This is a genomic window from Puniceibacterium antarcticum, assembly GCF_002760615.1.
Lineage (GTDB): Bacteria > Pseudomonadota > Alphaproteobacteria > Rhodobacterales > Rhodobacteraceae > Puniceibacterium > Puniceibacterium antarcticum.
On record NZ_AWWI01000096.1, the window covers coordinates 21,471 to 40,124 of the forward strand.

The 18,654-nt window shown below is 57.2% G+C and carries 17 protein-coding genes and 1 pseudogene; 3 read left to right on the forward strand and 15 right to left on the reverse strand.

What is annotated here, in order from left to right; all coding sequences use genetic code 11:
* Positions 1 to 7: 7 nt before the first annotated feature.
* The gene (locus tag P775_RS13020; RefSeq protein WP_218967693.1) at positions 8 to 862 is read left to right on the forward strand and encodes a universal stress protein; all 855 of its coding nucleotides are present in this window, start codon (positions 8 to 10) and stop codon (positions 860 to 862) included.
* Positions 863 to 1,041: 179 nt separating this feature from the next.
* Here the strand turns inward: P775_RS13020 and P775_RS29445 are convergent, their stop codons facing one another.
* Positions 1,042 to 1,167, reverse strand: a complete 126-nt coding sequence (locus P775_RS29445) for a hypothetical protein (protein WP_281256087.1) — start codon at positions 1,165 to 1,167, stop codon at positions 1,042 to 1,044.
* A 266-nt stretch (positions 1,168 to 1,433) separates the two neighbouring features.
* On the opposite strand from P775_RS29445, the gene P775_RS13025 reads away from it, so the two are divergent.
* On the forward strand, positions 1,434 to 2,003 hold the full coding sequence (locus tag P775_RS13025; protein ID WP_180287433.1) for an IS110 family transposase: 570 nt from the start codon (positions 1,434 to 1,436) through the stop codon (positions 2,001 to 2,003).
* A 12-nt stretch (positions 2,004 to 2,015) separates the two neighbouring features.
* On the opposite strand, the gene P775_RS13030 is transcribed toward P775_RS13025, so the two are convergent.
* The 6 genes and pseudogenes from P775_RS13030 to P775_RS13055 form a co-directional block, all read right to left on the reverse strand.
* The gene (locus P775_RS13030; RefSeq protein ID WP_099911389.1) at positions 2,016 to 3,299 is read right to left on the reverse strand and encodes a TRAP transporter large permease; all 1,284 of its coding nucleotides are present in this window, start codon (positions 3,297 to 3,299) and stop codon (positions 2,016 to 2,018) included.
* The gene (locus tag P775_RS13035; protein ID WP_099911390.1) at positions 3,292 to 3,807 is read right to left on the reverse strand and encodes a TRAP transporter small permease; all 516 of its coding nucleotides are present in this window, start codon (positions 3,805 to 3,807) and stop codon (positions 3,292 to 3,294) included. Before P775_RS13035 ends, P775_RS13030 begins: the two co-directional genes overlap by 8 nt.
* 52 nt (positions 3,808 to 3,859) lie before the next feature.
* Complete coding sequence (locus P775_RS13040; RefSeq protein ID WP_099911391.1) at positions 3,860 to 4,840, reverse strand: TRAP transporter substrate-binding protein; 981 nt, start codon at positions 4,838 to 4,840, stop codon at positions 3,860 to 3,862.
* A 94-nt stretch (positions 4,841 to 4,934) separates the two neighbouring features.
* On the reverse strand, positions 4,935 to 5,867 hold the full coding sequence (locus tag P775_RS13045) for an NAD(P)-dependent oxidoreductase (protein WP_281256088.1): 933 nt from the start codon (positions 5,865 to 5,867) through the stop codon (positions 4,935 to 4,937).
* The gene (locus P775_RS13050) at positions 5,864 to 7,351 is read right to left on the reverse strand and encodes an aldehyde dehydrogenase family protein (protein WP_099911393.1); all 1,488 of its coding nucleotides are present in this window, start codon (positions 7,349 to 7,351) and stop codon (positions 5,864 to 5,866) included. The genes P775_RS13045 and P775_RS13050 overlap by 4 nt, the downstream gene beginning before the upstream one ends.
* Before the next feature lie 84 nt (positions 7,352 to 7,435).
* Positions 7,436 to 8,232, reverse strand: a pseudogene (locus P775_RS13055) (IS5 family transposase).
* Between the two features lie 310 nt (positions 8,233 to 8,542).
* On the opposite strand from P775_RS13055, the gene P775_RS13060 reads away from it, so the two are divergent.
* Positions 8,543 to 9,316: an ion transporter gene (locus P775_RS13060; RefSeq protein ID WP_099911394.1), complete on the forward strand. Its 774-nt coding sequence runs from the start codon at positions 8,543 to 8,545 to the stop codon at positions 9,314 to 9,316.
* A gap of 205 nt (positions 9,317 to 9,521) precedes the next feature.
* Here the strand turns inward: P775_RS13060 and P775_RS13065 are convergent, their stop codons facing one another.
* From P775_RS13065 to P775_RS13100, 8 genes are all read right to left on the reverse strand, one after another.
* Positions 9,522 to 11,366 carry a hypothetical protein gene (locus P775_RS13065; RefSeq protein WP_099911395.1) on the reverse strand — a complete coding sequence of 615 codons (1,845 nt, stop codon included), beginning with the start codon at positions 11,364 to 11,366 and terminating at the stop codon, positions 9,522 to 9,524.
* Positions 11,363 to 12,505: a protein-glutamate methylesterase/protein-glutamine glutaminase gene (locus P775_RS13070; protein ID WP_099911396.1), complete on the reverse strand. Its 1,143-nt coding sequence runs from the start codon at positions 12,503 to 12,505 to the stop codon at positions 11,363 to 11,365. The genes P775_RS13065 and P775_RS13070 overlap by 4 nt, the downstream gene beginning before the upstream one ends.
* Positions 12,506 to 12,513: 8 nt before the next feature.
* Entirely contained in the window at positions 12,514 to 13,419 is a 906-nt protein-coding gene (locus P775_RS13075; RefSeq protein ID WP_218967688.1) for a CheR family methyltransferase, read from the reverse strand.
* Positions 13,420 to 13,932, reverse strand: coding sequence for a chemotaxis protein CheW (locus P775_RS13080; RefSeq protein ID WP_099911397.1), 513 nt, complete (start codon positions 13,930 to 13,932; stop codon positions 13,420 to 13,422).
* Positions 13,933 to 13,944: 12 nt separating this feature from the next.
* The gene (locus P775_RS13085; RefSeq protein WP_180287434.1) at positions 13,945 to 15,642 is read right to left on the reverse strand and encodes a methyl-accepting chemotaxis protein; all 1,698 of its coding nucleotides are present in this window, start codon (positions 15,640 to 15,642) and stop codon (positions 13,945 to 13,947) included.
* A gap of 155 nt (positions 15,643 to 15,797) precedes the next feature.
* On the reverse strand, positions 15,798 to 16,280 hold the full coding sequence (locus P775_RS13090; RefSeq protein WP_218967689.1) for a chemotaxis protein CheW: 483 nt from the start codon (positions 16,278 to 16,280) through the stop codon (positions 15,798 to 15,800).
* On the reverse strand, positions 16,277 to 18,280 hold the full coding sequence (locus tag P775_RS13095; RefSeq protein ID WP_099911399.1) for a chemotaxis protein CheA: 2,004 nt from the start codon (positions 18,278 to 18,280) through the stop codon (positions 16,277 to 16,279). Before P775_RS13095 ends, P775_RS13090 begins: the two co-directional genes overlap by 4 nt.
* Positions 18,277 to 18,645, reverse strand: a complete 369-nt coding sequence (locus P775_RS13100; protein WP_099911400.1) for a response regulator — start codon at positions 18,643 to 18,645, stop codon at positions 18,277 to 18,279. The genes P775_RS13095 and P775_RS13100 overlap by 4 nt, the downstream gene beginning before the upstream one ends.
* Positions 18,646 to 18,654 lie beyond the last annotated feature (9 nt).

An 18,654-nucleotide genomic window follows, 5' to 3' on the forward strand; every position in this document is an offset into this window, starting at 1 on the left:
GAGGAAGATTATGGACAAAATACTCACACTGCTGGACGGTTCGCACTATTCCCAAAGCGTCTGTCACCACACCGCCTGGATTGCGCAGAAGCTGAATGCCGGGGTCGAGGCGCTGCATGTTCTGGGACGGCGCGAAGGCACGGCGTCCAGCGACCTTTCGGGGGCGCTGCACCTTGGTGCCCGCTCTGCCTTGCTGCAAGAGCTTTCCTTGCTGGATGAACAGCGCTCCAGACTGGCCCAGGCCAGGGGTCATGCCATTCTTGAGGATGCGCAGACCATTCTGGCGCAGGACGGTGTTGCGGTCGTGAACCTGCGGATGCGCAAAGGCGACCTTCTGGATGCGGTCCGTGAGGTCGAGAGCGACATACGGGCCATCACCATTGGCAAACGCGGCGAGGGTTCGGAATTCGCCGCCGGTCACCTTGGCTCGAATCTCGAACGGATCGTGCGCGCAACTAAGGTGCCCGTATTTGTGGCCTCGCGAGAGTTTCGGCCGATCTCGCGCGTTCTGGTCGCCTATGATGGCAGCGCCAGTGCCAGGATCGCCATTGAGAGGATGTCGACAAGCCCTGTTTTCAAGGATCTCGACATCTGCGTTGTTTGCATCGGGCAGGACGTGGCCCGCGCGCAGCAAACTGCCCAAGACGCTGTGGCAACGCTTCGGCGTGCGAATATCACGGCCTCGCCCCGCGGCGCGTCTGGCGAGCCAGAGGAGGTTCTGGGCAAGCTGGTTTCTGACGAAGGCTTTGATCTGCTGGTCATGGGCGCCTATGGCCACAGCCGGATCAGGAGCCTGATCATCGGATCAACGACAACGGCGATGATACAGACGGTGAAAGTTCCCGTGCTGCTCTATCGCTGAAAGAGCGATGAAGTATCGCCACATCTGACTGGCATCAAAAATGATCCATCTGAGGGTGCATCAGTCATATCGCTACTTGGGAACATGCGTTTTAACTGTTCCTTGGAGTGATGGTTCCGTCACGGCATGGGAGTCTGCCGGGGGGCGTCGCCAACCTGAGACTGTGTGATCCACCTAGCCTACTCGCCCATAAGCATCGGGGGCAAGGTCACCGCCGACACGCGCTGCCCCTCTCCATTCAGCAGATTGAAGTTCAGCGGCAGGGGCGCTGGTGGGTGGATGGCGCGCACAGTCCAAAGCCGCATCGCGCCGGTTCTGCCCCATTCCTATGAAGGTTGGTGTGACATTAAGTGGGTGTGGGTTGGTTGATTTTGACAGGGGCTGGCCATAGTTGGCAGCAATGCGCTTACCGTTGATAAGCTACAAGATGGGGTGGTTGCCCCCCAGACGGCATCGCAAAGTGCCAAGGTCGTGGTGTTTAGCGCGACAGAAACGGAAAGGCCGGCGAGACGAAGGATACAATGATTGGATTGGACTTGGCAAAGCGCTTTTTCCAGCTCACGGGGCGTCTATGGCGGGACATGTCAAATTCCGCAAAAAACTGACGCGAGAGCAGTTCCGTCGTTTCATGGCGGACCAGTCGGCCTGCGTCGTAGTGTTTGAAGCCTGCGGCAGCGCAAGCTACTGCGCGCGGGAGATTGAGAAGCTTGGCCATGAGGCCAGACTGATCGCGGTACAGTATGGCAAACCGTTTGTTAAAAGGCAGAAAAACGATGCTGCTGATGCTGAGGCAGTTGTCTTTGCGGTGCAGCGCCCCGAGATGCGGTTCGTCTCCCCTAAGAGCGGAGATCTGCAGGCGCGGGCAGTGCTGTTGCGCAGCCGTGAAAGCCTTGTCCACCAGCGCACGGCGTTGGTGAATGCGCTGCGGGCAATTCTATACGAATACGGCCACGTATTTCCACTGAGGATTGTCCAAGTGAAGTGGATCGACGCTTGGATTAAGACCCTGAAGCACGTCAGCATCTTTCCAAATATTGAACTCTGCAAGGTTGGTCGGTTCGACCGTGGACAGCTGAGTGACTCTCACCCCCATGATCTACGTGATCCCAATCTGAGACCATCTTGTTCTATAAATCAATAAATGGCCTTCATTTCAGAATCCACTGGCTTTCGGCAACCAGGTGGACAGGGTCGGGACAAAGGTGATCAGCAGCAGTGCAGCGGCGAGGGCAAGAAAGAAAGGCGGCATCTGTTTGATGATCGCAGATGGCTTCAGTTGTGTTGTCGAGGAGACAACAAAAATGAGGCTTCCGACCGGGGGCGTCGCAAGACCTATCGTCAGGTTCACGATGACCACGATGGCAAAATGATCGGGGTCGATGCCAAGCGCCAGACTGATGGGTGCCAAGATCGGAACTAGGATCATCACACCTGGCAGAGGATCCATGAACAGACCGAAGATCAGCAGCAGCACGTTCACGGCCAGCAGAAAGACGATGGGCGACAGATCCCAGGAAATGATCGCCCCGGCGAGCGATTGTGGGATGCCTTCGATGATCAAAATCCAAGCAAAAGCTCGCGCTGCGCCAAGGATTAGAAGCACCGCACTGGAGGTCAGAGCCGCACGCAGGATGATGTCGGGCAGATCCCGGAACCGCAGCGAACGGTAGATGAACATGCCGACGAACAGCGCATAGAAGACGGCGATGACAGAGGCTTCGGTGGGTGTGAAAATCCCAAAACGAATGCCCCCGACGATCAGAACGATCAGCAAAAGCGCCGGAATGGCATGAAATGCGATGCGGAGGATCTCGACCAAGGGCGGCATGGGTTCGCCGCTCGCATAGCCGCGCTTGCGACTGACCCGCGCATTGGCGAGCAGCACCATCACGGTGATCAACAGGCCGGGCAGAACACCGGCCATGAACAGTGAGCCGACCGAGACTTCCTGATCCTGCATGGCGTAGATGATCATCGTGATCGAGGGCGGGATGATCGGCCCGACAACAGAGCTCGCGATGGTCAGCGCCCCGGCATAGGCACGGTCATAGCCGCCTTTTTCCATCATGCGGATCATCATGGTGCCGGGGCCGGCCGCATCGGCAAGTGCGCTGCCAGAAATCCCGGCGAACATCGCGGAACTGACAACATTGGCGTGGCCAAGGCCGCCTTTCAGGTGTCCCACCAGCGACTGCGCCAGACGCAACATCGCCAGTGTCACGGCGCCGCCCGTCATGATCTCTGCGGCCAGAATGAAAAAGGGCACGGCGAGCAGAGGGAAACTGTCGAGGCCCGAGAACATCTCTTTGACCACAACCAGATTGGGATAGCTCGATCCAAAGCTCAGGGCGGCAAAGACGGATATTGCCATCGCAAAGGCCACGGGGACGCCAAGTGCCAGCAGAACGAACAGCATCGGAAAAAGGATTTCAGCCATTGGCGCCTCCGGGCAGGGCATCCGTCGCATCGGCGCGTTTATAGGTGCCCGCGGTGATGAACGGGTGTGCGATCAGCAGCAGGTGCGCCATCAGAAGGCCAAAGCCGACGGGCATGGCGGCATAGACATAGATAAACGACAGGCGCAGCGCTGGCGTCACCTGAAATTGCATCCGCTGGGCATATTGGATGCCCACATAGACCATGAAGCCAAAAAAGATCAGCAACCCAAGGGTGATGGCCGCACGCAGACACCGTTGGCCGACGTCCGGCAAGGTGTCCTGAAGATTGGTAATGGCCACGTGACCGCCGCTGCGCAGGACAAGTCCCGCACCGCTGAAGGTCATCCAGATCATCAGATAACGCGCGGCTTCATCCGCCCATGGCAGGGAATGAGCGGTCAGGTAGCGCAGCGAGATGTTCGCGCCGACAATGAGCGTCATGGCAGACAGGATCAGAATGATCGCCCAGCTATTCAACGCGACAAAAATGGTTTCAAGCCGTTTCACGGGGTGCCCTGCACAAAAGAGCCGACGCCTGTGAGGCGCCGGCGGTAGGGGTTCACTCGAAATTCACAATCGAGTCGACAAAGTCCTTGCCGTAGGTCGTGTAATACCCCTCATAGGCGGACTTGATCGACGACTGGAATTCGGCCTTTTCTTCGGGGGACAGGGCGTTGACTTCCATCCCGCGCCCCTTGAGCGTTTCGACGCCGGTCTTTTCGACGTCATCGACATAGGCGCGCATCGCGATCACAGCTTCCTTGGCTGCCTTTTCGAAGGCCGCCTTTTGGCTGTCATCCAGACCGTCCCAGAACGGTTTGGACACCAGCAGCATTGCAGGCGAATAAACATGGCCCGACAGGGTCAGATATTTCTGCACCTCGTTGAGCTTGACCGAGACGATCACCGACAGCGGGTTTTCCTGCCCGTCGATCACACCTTGCTGCAACGAGGAAATCACCTCGGGCCAGGCCATCGGGGTCGGAGCCGCGCCCATGGCATTGAAGGCTGCCAGATGCACGGGGTTTTCCATGGTTCGGATCTTCAGCCCCTCAACATCGGCGGGGGTATGGATCGGATTGCGGTTGTTGGTGATGTGACGAAAGCCCTGCTCGCCCCAGGCGAGACCGTGCATTCCGACATCATCGAACTTGGCCAGAATCTCCTGACCGATCGGCCCGTCAAGCACGGCGCGCGCATGCGTGAGATCGCGGAACAGGAAGGGGATGTCAAAGACACCCGTTTCCGGAACGAAATTGGCCAATGTGCCGGACGACACGATGGTCGCCTCGACCGTGCCGATCTGCAGCCCCTCAATGACGTCGCGTTCCCCGCCCAGACCCGAAGACGGGAAATGGACAAAGTTGAACTGGTCACCGGTTTCGGCCTTCACGACCTCTTCGAGTTTGTTGGCTGCCACGCCATAATGGCTGTCTGGCGCAAGCGCGTAGCCGATCTTGACGTCTGTCTGCGCAAAGGCTGGAACGCCAGCCGCAACAAAAGCACCAGCCGCAGCCAGTACGCGAAAATTGATTGTCATGGTATACCTCCCTGTACACGTCAGCACTGCTACAGAAGCTGCATTTCGCTGGCAACCCTGCGTCAAGCAGGATGCAACCGCTCCGGCCTCGGGCTTAGCGGTTTTTTGTCCGGAAAAGTCTGACCAGCTCGGGAACGTAGGCCTGCCCGTGCCCCGCATCGACGGCCCCTGCAATCGCTTTTGAAACGCCATCGGCGATAGTGCTCTGCGCGCCCGCGGCATCGGACATGGTGCGGTAATAGTCGATGTCCTTCTGCGCATTGGCGACAAAGAAAGGCAGTCCCTCACGGTCTTCTTTCAGGATGTAGGGGGCCAGCCTGTCCAGCGCCACGCTGGCGCCACCGCCACCGGCCAGCACGTCCAAAAAGACCTGCGGATCGACACCGGCGTCCGCTGACTGTGCCGCCGCTTCGGCCAGCAAACTCATGAAACCGACAGAGACATAATTGTGCAACAGCTTGAGCCGGTGACCATGACTCAATGGCCCGACATGCGCGACGTCTTCGGTGAAAGAGGCCAGAACCGTACGGACCTTTTCAAGGGTGACCGCCTCGCCCCCCACGAGAAGGTTCAGTTTGCCCTCATGTGCATGTCTGGCCGTGCGCGTCATCGGCGCATCCAGGTAATCGCAACCAATGGCCCTGACACTCTCTCCCATGCGCTGCGTCGACTCGGGCAAGGCGGTCGAGCAATCAACAATCACACTGCCCGGTCTCAGGCCCGAGGTCAGCCCGTTTTCACCGGTGACAATCGCCTCGACCTGAGGCGAGCCGGTGACACAAAGGATCACAACATCCGAGGCAGCCGCGACCTCGGCCGGGGTCGTGCAGGGCCGTGCGCCAAGGCCTGTGATCTCGTCCACCGGCTGATTACCGGGGTGGTCCAGAAAGCTGACTGCAAATCCGCCCCGTATCAGGACGCTGCGGGCGATCCCGTGACCCATAAGGCCAATGCCGATGATTCCGACGTGCATTTCGTTTTCCTCTATTCCCTCTGCCCTCGACCGTTGAACACGGGCCGAGGTCAGTCTGCGTTGATCCAGATCGCCTTGGTGTCCAGATATTCGTCCAGATGCTCCGTCCCACCTTCACGACCATAGCCGGACATCTTGACCCCGCCAAAGGGCACTGCAGGGTCGATAGCGTGGTACATGTTGACCCAGACCGAGCCCGCCCGCAGCCGGTGCGCAAGCTTGTGCGCCGTGCCAAGATGGGTGGAAAACACGCCTGCCGCCAAACCGTAGGGTGTCGCATTCGCGCGTTTCACCACCTCGTCAATCGAGTCAAACGGCAGGGCAGAAATCACCGGGCCAAAGATCTCTTCGCGGGCGATGGTCATCTCGTCACGCACGCCGCCGAACACCGTCGGCTGAATGAAATGGCCGCCTTCCAGTGCTGGCCCCACTGCCCGACTGCCGCCGGTCAGAACCTCGGCGCCTTCGTGCGCCGCGATCTTCAGATAGCTGGCGATCCGCTCTGCCTGACGGGCCGAGATGATTGGACCGATATCCGTATCCGTCTCGATGCCGTGCCCGATCTTGAGGCCCGCCGCATACTCTGCCACCCGCCGCACGAATTCATCGTGGATTTCACGAGCCACGAACAGGCGCGATCCGGCAATACAAATCTGTCCGGAATTGGCAAACACGGCCATGGCCGCGACCGGCACCGCCTTTTCGATATCGGCGTCTTTGCAGACGATGACCGGGGATTTCCCGCCAAGCTCCAGCGAGACCCGCTTGAGATTTCCGGTCGCCGCCCGTGCGATGGCTTGGCCCGTCGCGGTGGACCCGGTGAAAACGATCTTGTCCACCCCTGGATGCGCGGCAAGGGCGGCTCCTGCCTCAGCGCCGAGACCGGTCACGATGTTGAGCACTCCATCAGGCAGCCCTGCCTCCTGCATGATCCGGGCGATCAGCAGAACGGTCAGCAACGCCTCTTCTGAGGGTTTCAGCACCACCGTGCATCCGGTTGCTATCGCCGGTGCTATCTTCCAGATCGACCCCGCGATCGGGGCGTTCCAAGGGATGATGGCCCCGACCACACCCACGGGTTCGCGCACGGTCGATGAGTAAATCTCACCAGGAAAGGAGTTGGGAATGGTCTGGCCGTGGATCGCGACCGCCTGCCCGGCATAGAACCGCAGCATGCCCAAAACCCTGCGGCTGTTGGCCAATGTCCGCTGGATCGGCATGCCCATGTCCAGCGTGTCTGACAGGCAGAGTGTCTCCCATTCGGCCTCGAACCCATCCGCGATCCGCAGCAACAGGGCCTGACGTTCGAACGGCGTGAATTTGGACCAAGGCCCCTCAAAGGCCTTTCGCGCCGCAGCAACCGCCGCGTCGATATCCGCATCAGTGCCCCGCGGGACAGTGGCAAGAAGGCGTCCATCGGCCGGATTGCGCGCCTCGATCACCTGACCAGATATGGCTTCGCACCACGCACCGTCAATGAACATGTGCCGAAATGTGCCGTCATAAAGGCCGCTTGCCAAAGTCTTCCAGTCTTGCATCTTATCTCTTTCGCTACGGGCCTCTGCTCGGGCGCGGTTCGTTCATGCACTCATCGCTGATGCACTGCAAGCTAGGGTCAGGTTTCATAACCAATAGATGACAAGATCTGCAAGGGCGATGGCAGAGAGGAATACCTTGGGACAGCGGTCGTAGCGTGTCGCGAGGCGCCTCCAGTCCTTGAGCCTGCCGAACGTGATCTCGATGCGGTAGCGCCGCTTGTATCGGCGCTTGTCGTATTTCACCGGGGTCTTCCGCTGCTTTCGACCCGGGATGCATGCCTTTATCCCTTTGTCTTTCAACGCTTCTCGGAACCAGTCTGCATCATAGCCGCGATCCCCGAGCAGCCAATCGACCTTGTGCAAGCTACTGAGCAAAGCTCGCGCGCCGATGTGCTCGCTGACCTGCCCGGAGGTGACGAACAGGTCGAGCGGGCGACCCTGACTGTCGCAGATGGCGTACAGTTTGGTGTTCATGCCGGCCATGGTGCGACCGATCAGGCGACCACGCCCCCTTTTTTCACGCCCAGGCTGGACGCCGTGCGATGTGCCTTCAGGTAGGTCGCATCCACTGCCCGGCAGTTGATTGCGCAGCAATCAATGAGAGGGGATCATCACTGTATTCTTCTCGCCGTGCAGGGCGGCCAGGTCCGCCATCATCCGCGCGAAGGTACCTTTCTCGCTCCAACGCTTCCAGCGGCTGTAGAGCGTCTTGTGGGGCCAAAGGCGGAAGGAGCGTCACGCCAGCGCAAGCCATTACGATTAATGAAGGCTATGCCGCTCAGCACACGCTTGTCATCAGCCCGAGGCTTTCGGTGCGACCTCGGAAAGAAGGGTTTCAGACGCGCCATCTGCGCGTCGGTCAGCCAGAAAAGATCGCTCATGTCACCGCTCCGTTTCAAGAGCCGTGAATCACGCAGCGCGAACGAACTCAATGCATCCTGATCCTAAGCCCCTCGCTTGCGTATCACAGATGTAAACACTCCTCTCACCTTTATGGACATGAGGGGCTTTGATCTGAGGGCAACCTTGAGGCACAGCTGAGAATGGGAAGTTTCAGCCACGGCTGAAGGCCCGAAAAACAGACCGGCCCTCCAAGGTGCGATAGCATCTTGATATAGGGTCATATCGCAAATCTTGAATACGGATCCAATGTGCCCACATACAGGTGTCAGCAATCCACTCGGAGCCCGCATGTCTTTCCGCCAGCGCCTTGCGCACCAAATTGACCGTCCCGTGACGCGCAATATCATCATGGCTGTGATCCTTTTTAATGCCGTGATCCTTGGCCTCGAAACCTCCACGGTGGTCATGCAGCAGGCCGGTGGTTTGATCCTTTTGCTTGACGCGATCTGCCTTGCAATCTTTGTCGCCGAATTAGTGGCCAAACTTGTCGCTCTCGGCCCGCGCTTTTTTCGCTCTGGTTGGAACATCTTCGACTTTGTCATCATCGGCGTCTCGCTGGTGCCCGCTGGTCAGGGCTTTGCCGTGCTACGAGCCCTGCGCATCCTGCGCCTGTTGCGGGTGATCTCGGTCGCTCCCACTTTGCGCCGCGTGGTCGAAGGGTTCATCTCTGCCCTTCCCGGCATGGGCTCAGTCTTTTTGCTGATGGGGGTGATCTTCTACATCGCCTCGGTCATGGCGACCAAGCTCTTTAGTCAAAGTTTTCCGGAATGGTTCGGCTCGCTTGGCGGATCGGCTTATTCCCTTTTCCAGATCATGACGCTGGAAAGCTGGTCGATGGGGATTGTGCGCCCCGTGATGGAGATCCACCCAGAGGCCTGGATGTTTTTCGTGCCCTTCATCCTGATCACCACCTTTGCGGTGGTCAACCTTGTGGTCGGCCTGATCGTGAATTCGATGCAGGACGCTCATGCTCAGGAGTCGGTTGCCGCAACCGAGGATTATCGCGATGCCGTGCTGCGCCGCCTTCAAGCGATAGAGACGAAGCTGGACCGCCAAGGCTGATCCGTGCGCGAGGGGTGCGCCGCATTCGAAGTTCAGGAGCTCCGCGCTGCCGCCAATAACGAGAGGACGAACAGACTGCATACCAGCATGAAAAAGGACAACGGCACCGCGGGACACAGCGCCTCACGGTCCATTTAAAACTGCGTGCGGGTCATTGCGTGGGACACCAGAGTCGCAGTTGCATGGGACCGAACACCTATGCCTGTTAAAAGAACACGTCGTCTACGAAGTTGTCTGAATCACCCTCACCTTGGGGGTCGAAAAATTCTAAGGACGCATCTTCTGATTCAGAACTGGGTGTCGGCAGGCCCAGCACTATATCATGGATCTGGCGTTCGCTTTGCATGTTGTAGTGCTGACGCAGACTGGCAAAAGCCGCGTCGCAGACATCGTTCCATCGCGCGTCACTGCAGGCATTATGATAGGGTCCGCCTTGCAAAGAGCACTGATTGTCGAGCGCAGCATTCAGTCTGGCTGCAACGTCTCCGATCGTTTGAGCAAGCTGATACTGAGAAGACAATTCCAGCGCCGCTGCATCAAGAAGCGCTGAAACTTTCGGGCCTTCACTTTTCATCTTGGAAGCCGCGCGGCCAAGGCGGGCGTCCACCGCTTCCAGCAGGCCCACCGCGCTCAACGCATCTTTTCCGAGGTCCCGCATGTAGCCGTGCTCAAAGGCGTCCCCAGAGGCGACCAAACTCTCTGAGCATTGCGCCGCGAGCTGCAGCTTCTCAATCACCGCCTCGGCGACCACCACCACATTTTCGGTCAATTCGCGGACCTGATCCGATATCGCATTCAACGCCTTGCCTCGTGCCCCCATCGAGTTGCTTTTGATCTTGGCATTATGGCTCAGCAACTTCATGCGGACTTCGATATCCTTCACCTGATCAACATAGGCCAAGAGATCGGCAACCGTCTTCTTGATCACGTTTGAAAGCTGCTCGGTACGCGCCTGATCTTTTGCACATTCGTCTAGCAGGGAAGCGGCAGAGCGCATCCGGCTGCTGAGAAAAGCCACCATGGACCCGCCATCCGCAGTACCGCTATACAACTCCTTTGCACGTTCCATCGCCTGTGAAACATCCCGCGCCAAAGTAGCGATCGCTTGGCGCGCGGTGCCTATTTCGATTTCAAGAGAGGCTTGGACATCTCTCAGCTGCTGCTCTTGCATCCGCACGAGTGTTACACTCACAAGTTCGGCCTGCTCGAAGTAAAGTGGGCCAGAAATGTCCATCGCGGCACAGCCTTTGCCTGCGGCTATATCGCTGGCATAGCGCAGGCCTTCTTCGACATGCTCGATGCGTTGACGGATATTGTCGCCGACCTGAAGCGTCAAGACGACCGAAGAGATCCGGGACGCGATATTGCGCGAGCTTTCCATCGTGGCGGAGCTGTTCTGTGCAGCATCCTGCCTCTTTCGGTCAATTTGGCAAAGATAGCTGCCAAGTTCGGTAGACAAATCCGAAAGGCGGGTTTCCTGCAACACGTCGACGCGACGGCGTTCTTCGTAGGCCTGCTCGACACTCGATGCCATGACGCTGAAGAGTTTTGCAAAAGCAGACACAGTCTCGCTGGCTTCTGAAGAGAGCATGGGCATTTCTTCGGAATACAATGCCATCTGCTCGCCAGCGATGCTGGTGGATGCCGCAGTGATCCGCGCATTCAGTGCAACAATCCGGATCGTCATGATCGAGCGCTCAAGCTTAGCGATTGTGCCATGCGTCGCCGTAGTTGCGTCCCGAAGGGCCGACATCAACGGTCGTTCCTGTCTAATTGATGCTGCAATCTGGGCCGATTGCGTGACAAGGGCTTGCAACTGTGCATTTGCCGCATTCATCTCTCGGCTTTCGAAATCCTTCGGCAGTTCTTCGAATGTTGCCGCCAGATCGTTCAGCACTCCGACAGAGTTGGCCAGCTTGTCCCCAATTCGAATAAACGCCGCCTCGATCTGGCCACGTGCTTGTTCCAAAGCTTTCGCCAAATGCAAATGCGCGCCTTCTCCGACCTCCGAAAATTCTAGCTGTGTCGGCTGATGTCCAGTCCGGGTCATGCTGTGGCTGTACCGGCAACAGCTTTGAGGATAGCAGGTCCCATCTTGTCAAGCGGTACTATATAATCCACCCCGCCGGAGGCAATTGCCTCTTTCGGCATGCCAAAGACCACGGAACTTGCTTCATCCTGGGCCAGATTTCTGGCCCCCATTTCATGCATTTCCTTCATGCCTTGTGCGCCGTCATTCCCCATTCCCGTCAGAATGACGCCGATGGCATTCGGACCGGCGGCCTGCGCCGCAGATCGAAACAAAACATCGACAGACGGACGGTGGCGCGACACATGTGGACCATCCATGACTTCGACATAGTAAGATCGGCCGCGACGCCGCAACATCATGTGCTGACCACCAGGTGCCAAGAGTACGTGCCCGCGCGTCAGCACATCTCCATCAACCGCTTCTGATACAGTCAGCCTAGAACAGGCGTTCAATCGCCCCGCAAAGGCATATGTGAATTTCGGCGGCATGTGCTGCACAATGACAATAGGCGGACAGTCAGCGGGCAAGGTGACAAGTAGATCGCGCAAGGCTTCGGTTCCCCCGGTCGAGGCCCCGATGCAAATCACCAGCTCGGTCTTGGGCAGCTTGGCACGAGCGCTTGCCACACGGTGTGCACTCAGGCCAGGAAGAATGACATCTGCCGTTTGCCGAGGCGAGACAGTTGTCAAGGCAGGTGCCGAACGGAGCTTTCTGCCCTGCACAGAGGCATGCGCAGCGGCCTTCAACGCATCGCAGATGATCATCTTGGATTCCATTACTGCATTGGCTGTATCGAGCCGGGGTTTTTCGATAACCTCGACTGCACCGGCCTCAAGCGCGGTCATCATCATAGCTGACCCCTCCTCGGTCAGGCTTGAGCAGATGACAACAGGGATCGGGCGTTGCGCCATGATCTTGCGCAGAAAGGTCAGCCCATCCATCCGTGGCATCTCAATGTCCAAAATCAGGACATCGGGAACATCCTTGCGCAGTTTTTCCGCCGCGATATACGGATCCGCGGCGGTTGCAATCAGTTCCAATTCGGGGTCCTCATGAATAATCTTCGACAAAGCCATTCTGACAGAGGAGGAATCATCAACGACCATGACGCGGATTGGTTTGGATCCATTGGCCCCAGGCGCAGTGTGCAGTCTCATGAATTTCCTCATATCTTCTGGAAAACGGCAGGCGCAATCTGCCGCAAAGCGACAGCCGACCTGATCAGCGATTCAGAATGCCCAATCAGCAAATAACCGCCTTTGCGAAGATGGCCGAAAAGACGTTTGATGATTGCCTCCTGTCGCTCGGCATCAAAGTATATCAGGACATTGCGCAAAAAAATTACGTCCACATCCCGGTCCACAGAATAGGTTTCGTCCGTCAGGTTCATCTGAGAAAAGCGAACCTGCTTGCGGAGCTCTGGTATGATCCGCACTTGAGAGGGTTTCTGACCGGAGCGGGACTGCAGAAGATACCGTTCACGTATGGATTTGGGAATCGTGTTGATCATCTCGGTCGGGTAGATGGCGATTTTCGCCTGATCCAGAACGGTCAGTGAAATATCTGTCCCCAGAATGGAGTAGAGAAAGTCAGATCTGTTGAGAGACATCTCCGACAGAACCATGGCGATAGTATAGGCTTCGGCACCTATGGAACTTGCCGCGCTCCAGATTTTCAGGCGCGGCTTTCCCCTGCCCGAACGTTGTGAAATCAAGGACGGGATAATGATATTCTTCAGACATTCAAAATGATCCGGTTCACGAAAGAAATCTGTCGTATTCGTTGTCATTACGTCGACGAGGTCAGCATGTTCTTCTTTAAGCCCATCTTTATCAAAAATCAGGCTGCAATATTCCGATACTGAGCTGAGCCCCAAGGCGCGGACACGTTTACGCAACCGGCTTTCTGCCATACTGCGTTTTTCAGGAGGCATCCTGATGCCAACGTGCTTCGAAATATACTCGGACAGGCGCTGAAAATTATGGTCGCTCAGCCTGTCTTCTCCAGAAATATGAAGCGACACATTCGGCAGAATTCCAAGAATATTATCTCCCGAAGACAGAGATCCCAATTAAATAATCCCTGCATGTTGGGCGTATTTGACAACGCTATTGGTGACCATGTCCTTATCCGCGACATGCGGATGCATTGCTTCAAACAGGTTTTCCAGATTCAATACAGTCACAAAGGCACCATTTCTGCGCCCTATTCCAGCGATGACGTTTTGCTGCCAATCCTGCGCACCCTCAGGTGCAGGTTCCAATTCCTCAGTGTCAAAAAAAGTTACTTCATAGACGCGATCTGTTTTCAGACCCAATATTCGCTTCTTCTCGCTTCTGCCGACCAACAGCACGATGATCCGTGTACTTTCGTCATCCTCTCCCTTGGGCATGTTAAGTGTCCTGCGCAAATCCAGAACCGGGATGCCCTGACCGCGCACATCGATCATGCCCAACATATTTTCCGGCGAGCGGGGAAGGCGCATGATCGCACGCGCCTCCAGGATTTCCTGAACACTTTCGACCGGGGCTGCGAAAAGTTCCCCTGCCGCTCCGAGTGTCACATATTGAGAACGTTCGCTCATAAGTCGTTCCCCTCAGGCTGCGCCTTTGTAGCGCGTGAATCCCGCATCAAGCTCGTCTTCACCCTGGTCCATTTGCAGATCAAAACCAGAAGAGGTGTGGCGCTCGGGCGATGCCTTGCTCGCCTTGCGGGGTTGGGATCTACTGCCCGTCTCGGCACCTCGCTTTTGCGGTGCAGGCGATTTTCTTGCGGCATGCATCCCGGCTTCTGGCGGCAAGCGGAAATATCCGATCGTTTCACGCAGCTGGTCGGCCTGACCCGCAAGCTCTTCTGCGGTTGCGGACATCTTGTCAGACGCAGCAGTGTTCTCTTGCGTGACCTTGTCGAGATTTCGGATGGCTTCGTTGACCTGAGACGCCCCTGTGGCTTGTTCACGGCTGCCAGAAGAGATTTCTTCCACCAGTTCGGCGGTCTTCTGAATGTCCGGGACCAGCCGCGACAGCATTGCCCCCGCCTCTTGCGCCGCCTTGACAGTATTACCCGAAAGAGTCGAGATTTCTGCGGCAGCAGACTGGCTGCGTTCGGCGAGCTTGCGAACTTCGGAAGCCACTACGGCAAATCCGCGACCATGTTCCCCGGCGCGCGCCGCCTCGACCGCCGCGTTTAGAGCAAGAAGATCGGTCTGACGGGCGATTTCCTGAACAACCATGATCTTTTCGGCAATGGTCTGCATCGCGGTGACGGCTTTGCCCACGGCTTCGCCACTGGATTGCGCATCGGCTGCCGACTGTTTTGCGATCTTTTCGGTCTGGGTCGCATTGTCAGCACTCTGGCCGATGATGGAGGTCATTTCTTCCATCGAGGCTGAGGCCTCTTCGGTGGATGAGGCCTGCTCGCCTGCACCCTGCGATAGCTGCTCTGCGGTGGCCGACATCTGCTCGCTGCCTTCGGCGACATTCTCAGCCGATGCGTTCACTTCGCCGACAACCGCCCGCAGTCGCATGACCATCTGTGCAACACCGGCCAGGACGCTGGTTTCGTCACGATGGGCAAGTTTGACGTCAACGGCAAGGTTTCCAGCGGCGACTTCATTGACGATGTCACGCACATAATCAGGCTCGCCACCGACGTTCTTCAGAATGTCCCGAGTCACCACCCAGCCGACAATGATACCAATAATCGCACTGACACCGATTGCACTGATCACAAGCATCATTGCGCTGCTGTAGGTGGCGTTCGCAGCATCGCTTGCAATTTTTCCGCCGGTAACATTGATCGCTACAATTTTGGCACAAACTTCTGAGAACGCATCAAAGATATCCAGCGCCTCACCGTTATATATGGCGAGCGCCCTGTCATTTTCATTCCTACTCGCGAGTGCGACGGCGGTATCGTGAAGTTTCAGATATTTAGCGAACTCTTCAGAGAATGTGTCAACCAGCGCCTGCTCTTCAGGTGAACTGACCAAAGCCTGATGCTCGGCGCGCGCATCCTGGATCTCGGAAAGAACTGTATCCATTTGCGCTTTCCACTTCGCCATCCCCGCGTCGTCAGTCAGTGTCAAATGCTGAAGTTCCGCGATCCGCAGATCGGATGTGAGAGTGTTGAGCCGATTGACAACATCGACGCTTGGCATCCAGTTGTCAGCAATTTCCGTGGACTTGTCATTGATCATATTCATCTGCCATAGGCTGAAGAAGCCCAGGACAGCGGCAAGCAAGACCATCACGGCGAAGCCTGCGCCCATTTTTGCCTTCATAGTCAGTTTCATGATTTTACCCTTGCGATTGAAGCAACGCATGCCTTCTTTGGCATGGCGTGCTTGCCCTTTAGTTAATTGAAGTCATTCAAGATTCAGGCGAACATAGGAGATTGTCTGGGCCGAAGTTCATTCATCTGGGCGGCAGGGGCTGCTTGTTTCAGACCCTAAATATGAGCCTGTCCGCTGAGGCCGTGCGTCGAAAAAATGCGGCCCATGTCGGGAATGACGATGAATTCGTCGTTGTAATGCCCGATGCCCCTGATCAGTTCTGCGGGCCACCGCATGCCGACCTTGGGTGCTGCCTCGATCGAAGCGGATTCAATGTCGGTGACATCATGCACCTTATCCGCAAGCAGCGCGGCGATCAGTGTGTCGCCGTCAACATCGATTTCAATGACCACCACACGCGTGTCCATGCTCAGATCGCGCCGCTCCATGCCAAAGATGATCCGGAAATCGACCAGTGGCACCACAGAGCCGCGCACGTTGACCAACCCACCTGCAAAGGAAGAGGCATTCGGCACCCGCGTAATAGGCATCAGATCGAGGATTTCGCGCACGCTTTCGGCTTCAATCGCAAATAACTCATCCTCTAATTGAAGCGTAACCGAGCGCATCGCCCCTTCGAATGTTACTTCGGTTTTCATGCGGCTCTCCCGAGTTTTGTATCGCGGGCGTCGATTTTCTGGCCAAAGTCGACCAGATTCATGATGTCGAGAATGAGCGCAATGGTGCCATCCCCCAGAATGGTCGCACCAGAGAAGGTTTTAACTTCTGAATGAAGCTTGGACAGTTGTTTGATCACGGTCTGGGTGTTGCCAAGGATCTGATCGACCACCAGACCGACGCGTATGTCGCCAGACGACACGATGACCACCTTTGGATGCGTGTCCGGCGGACCTTCGACTCCGAACAGATCCCTCAATCGCAGATACGGCACAAGGCTGCCCCGGATATTCAGGAAGGACCGGTTTTTCGACCCGTGCGCCACAGCTGCGGGCAGTTCGACACATTCTTCCACAGCGGCGAGCGGGATCGAATAACGTTCCTTCCCGACGCGGATCAGCATTCCATCGACGATGGCCAAGGTGAGAGGCAGGCGCAGGGTGATGGTGGAACCTTCACCTTTCACGGTTGAGACGTCAATGGCTCCCCGCAGCCCATCAATTGTGCGTTTTACCACATCCATCCCAACACCCCGCCCCGACAGCGAGGTGATCTCTTTTGCGGTGGAGAACCCCGGATGGAAGATCATGCGTAGCAGCGCGTTTTCATCAATGGGGGCGTCAGGGGCCAGCAGGCCCGACTCTTCTGCCTTGGCGCGGATACGGGCCGGGTCCAGACCGGCGCCATCATCGCTGACCGAGATCGCGACCTCTGCCCCGGTATAAAACGCAGAAAGCCGCACAGTGCCGCGGGCAGGCTTGCCCGCCTCACGGCGTGCTTCCGCGCTTTCGAGCCCATGATCAACAGCATTCCGGATCAAATGGACCAAGGGATCGGCCAGTTGTTCGATCATCGTCTTATCGAGCTCAGTGTCTTCCCCTATCGTGACGAAATCGATGTCTTTTCCCAGCTCAGAGGACAGGTCATGCACCAGACGACGGAAGCGCCCGAACAGAGTGCCAATCTGGACCATGCGAATGCCCATCGTCGTGTCCCGAAGACCGGCTGACAGGCGCCCCATTTCTTCTGCAACGGCCTTTAAATTAACGTCATCGCTGGCATGCGCGAGCTGATTTAGCCGTTCTTGAGCGATCACAAGTTCGCCCACCCGGTCCATCAGATCGTCCAGACGCTCGGCCGGCACACGCAGGGAGGAGCCGCCGCCCGCCGCAGTCCTGTTGTCGGATTTTGCGAGCTGTTCGGCGGGTGCAAGGGCCAATGTCTTTTGCGCCGCGGGGTCAACGGCCTCTTCAGCACCTTTCACCTGTTGGTCAAGCGGCGCGAGCTCCAGTTCCATGTCATCGCGAATGAACATGAAGACATCTTCAATGGCTTCGCGCGATGCACACCCGCGCAGGATCACCTCCCAGGCCAGAAAGGATTTTTCCGGATCAAGGGAGCTAAGTGTCGGCACGGCGCCGATGTCCACGGTCACGTCACAGGCGCCCAGATCCTGCAGCTCGCGCAACAACAGCAGAGGATTGGCCCCAAAAACCAAAGCATCCTGCCCAAGCCGGAAATAGATGCGCCAGTCGGTCACGTCGCCGGCGCCGGCGCCGGGTTCAACTGCCTTGTCTATCACAACGGCCACTGTGCCCTGAACCCCGGTTCCAGTCGCGACCAGCACGCTGAGCTCTGTGAGGATTCCATCGCCCGACCTTGGATCCTGATCTTCTTCTTCCAGCAACAGCGCGATGTGATCCTTCGCAGCAAGGGCGATACGGATCAGGTCCGGGCTGACCTCGGCCAGTCCCTTGCGCACCTTGTCAAACGCAGTTTCGAAATCGTGCACAAACTCTGCGATGGCGGTAAAGCCGAACATCGCGCCCGATCCCTTGATCGTGTGCAGCGCACGAAACACTGCGTCGATCACTTCAGAATTCGTCGGATCGGCATCCATGTCCAGAAGACCTTGCTCAAGCGTTTCAAGCAATTCTCGGGCTTCAAGACGGAAGGTATTGACAGGATCTGCCTCGGTCATGCGTTTGCTACCTTCTTGATGACGGCCAGCAATTGTTCTTGTTTGAAGGGTTTGACGATCCAGCCGGTGGCACCGGCGGCGCGGGCCTGCTGTTTCAGGCTTTCATCCGATTCCGTGGTCAGAAAGATGATCGGTACGCCACGGCTGGACGGGTGCTGCCGATACTTCTTGATGAATTCGATTCCATTCATTCGTGGCATGTTGAGATCCGTCACGATCGCGGCGAGGCTCATTGACGTCGCCTTGGCGTAGCCATCGACGCCATCAACAGCCTCGACCACCGAATACCCTGCGCCTGAAAGGGTCATCTTGATCATCTGTCGAATAGAGCCGGAATCGTCGACCGTAAGAATGGTTTTACTCATGCATATCGC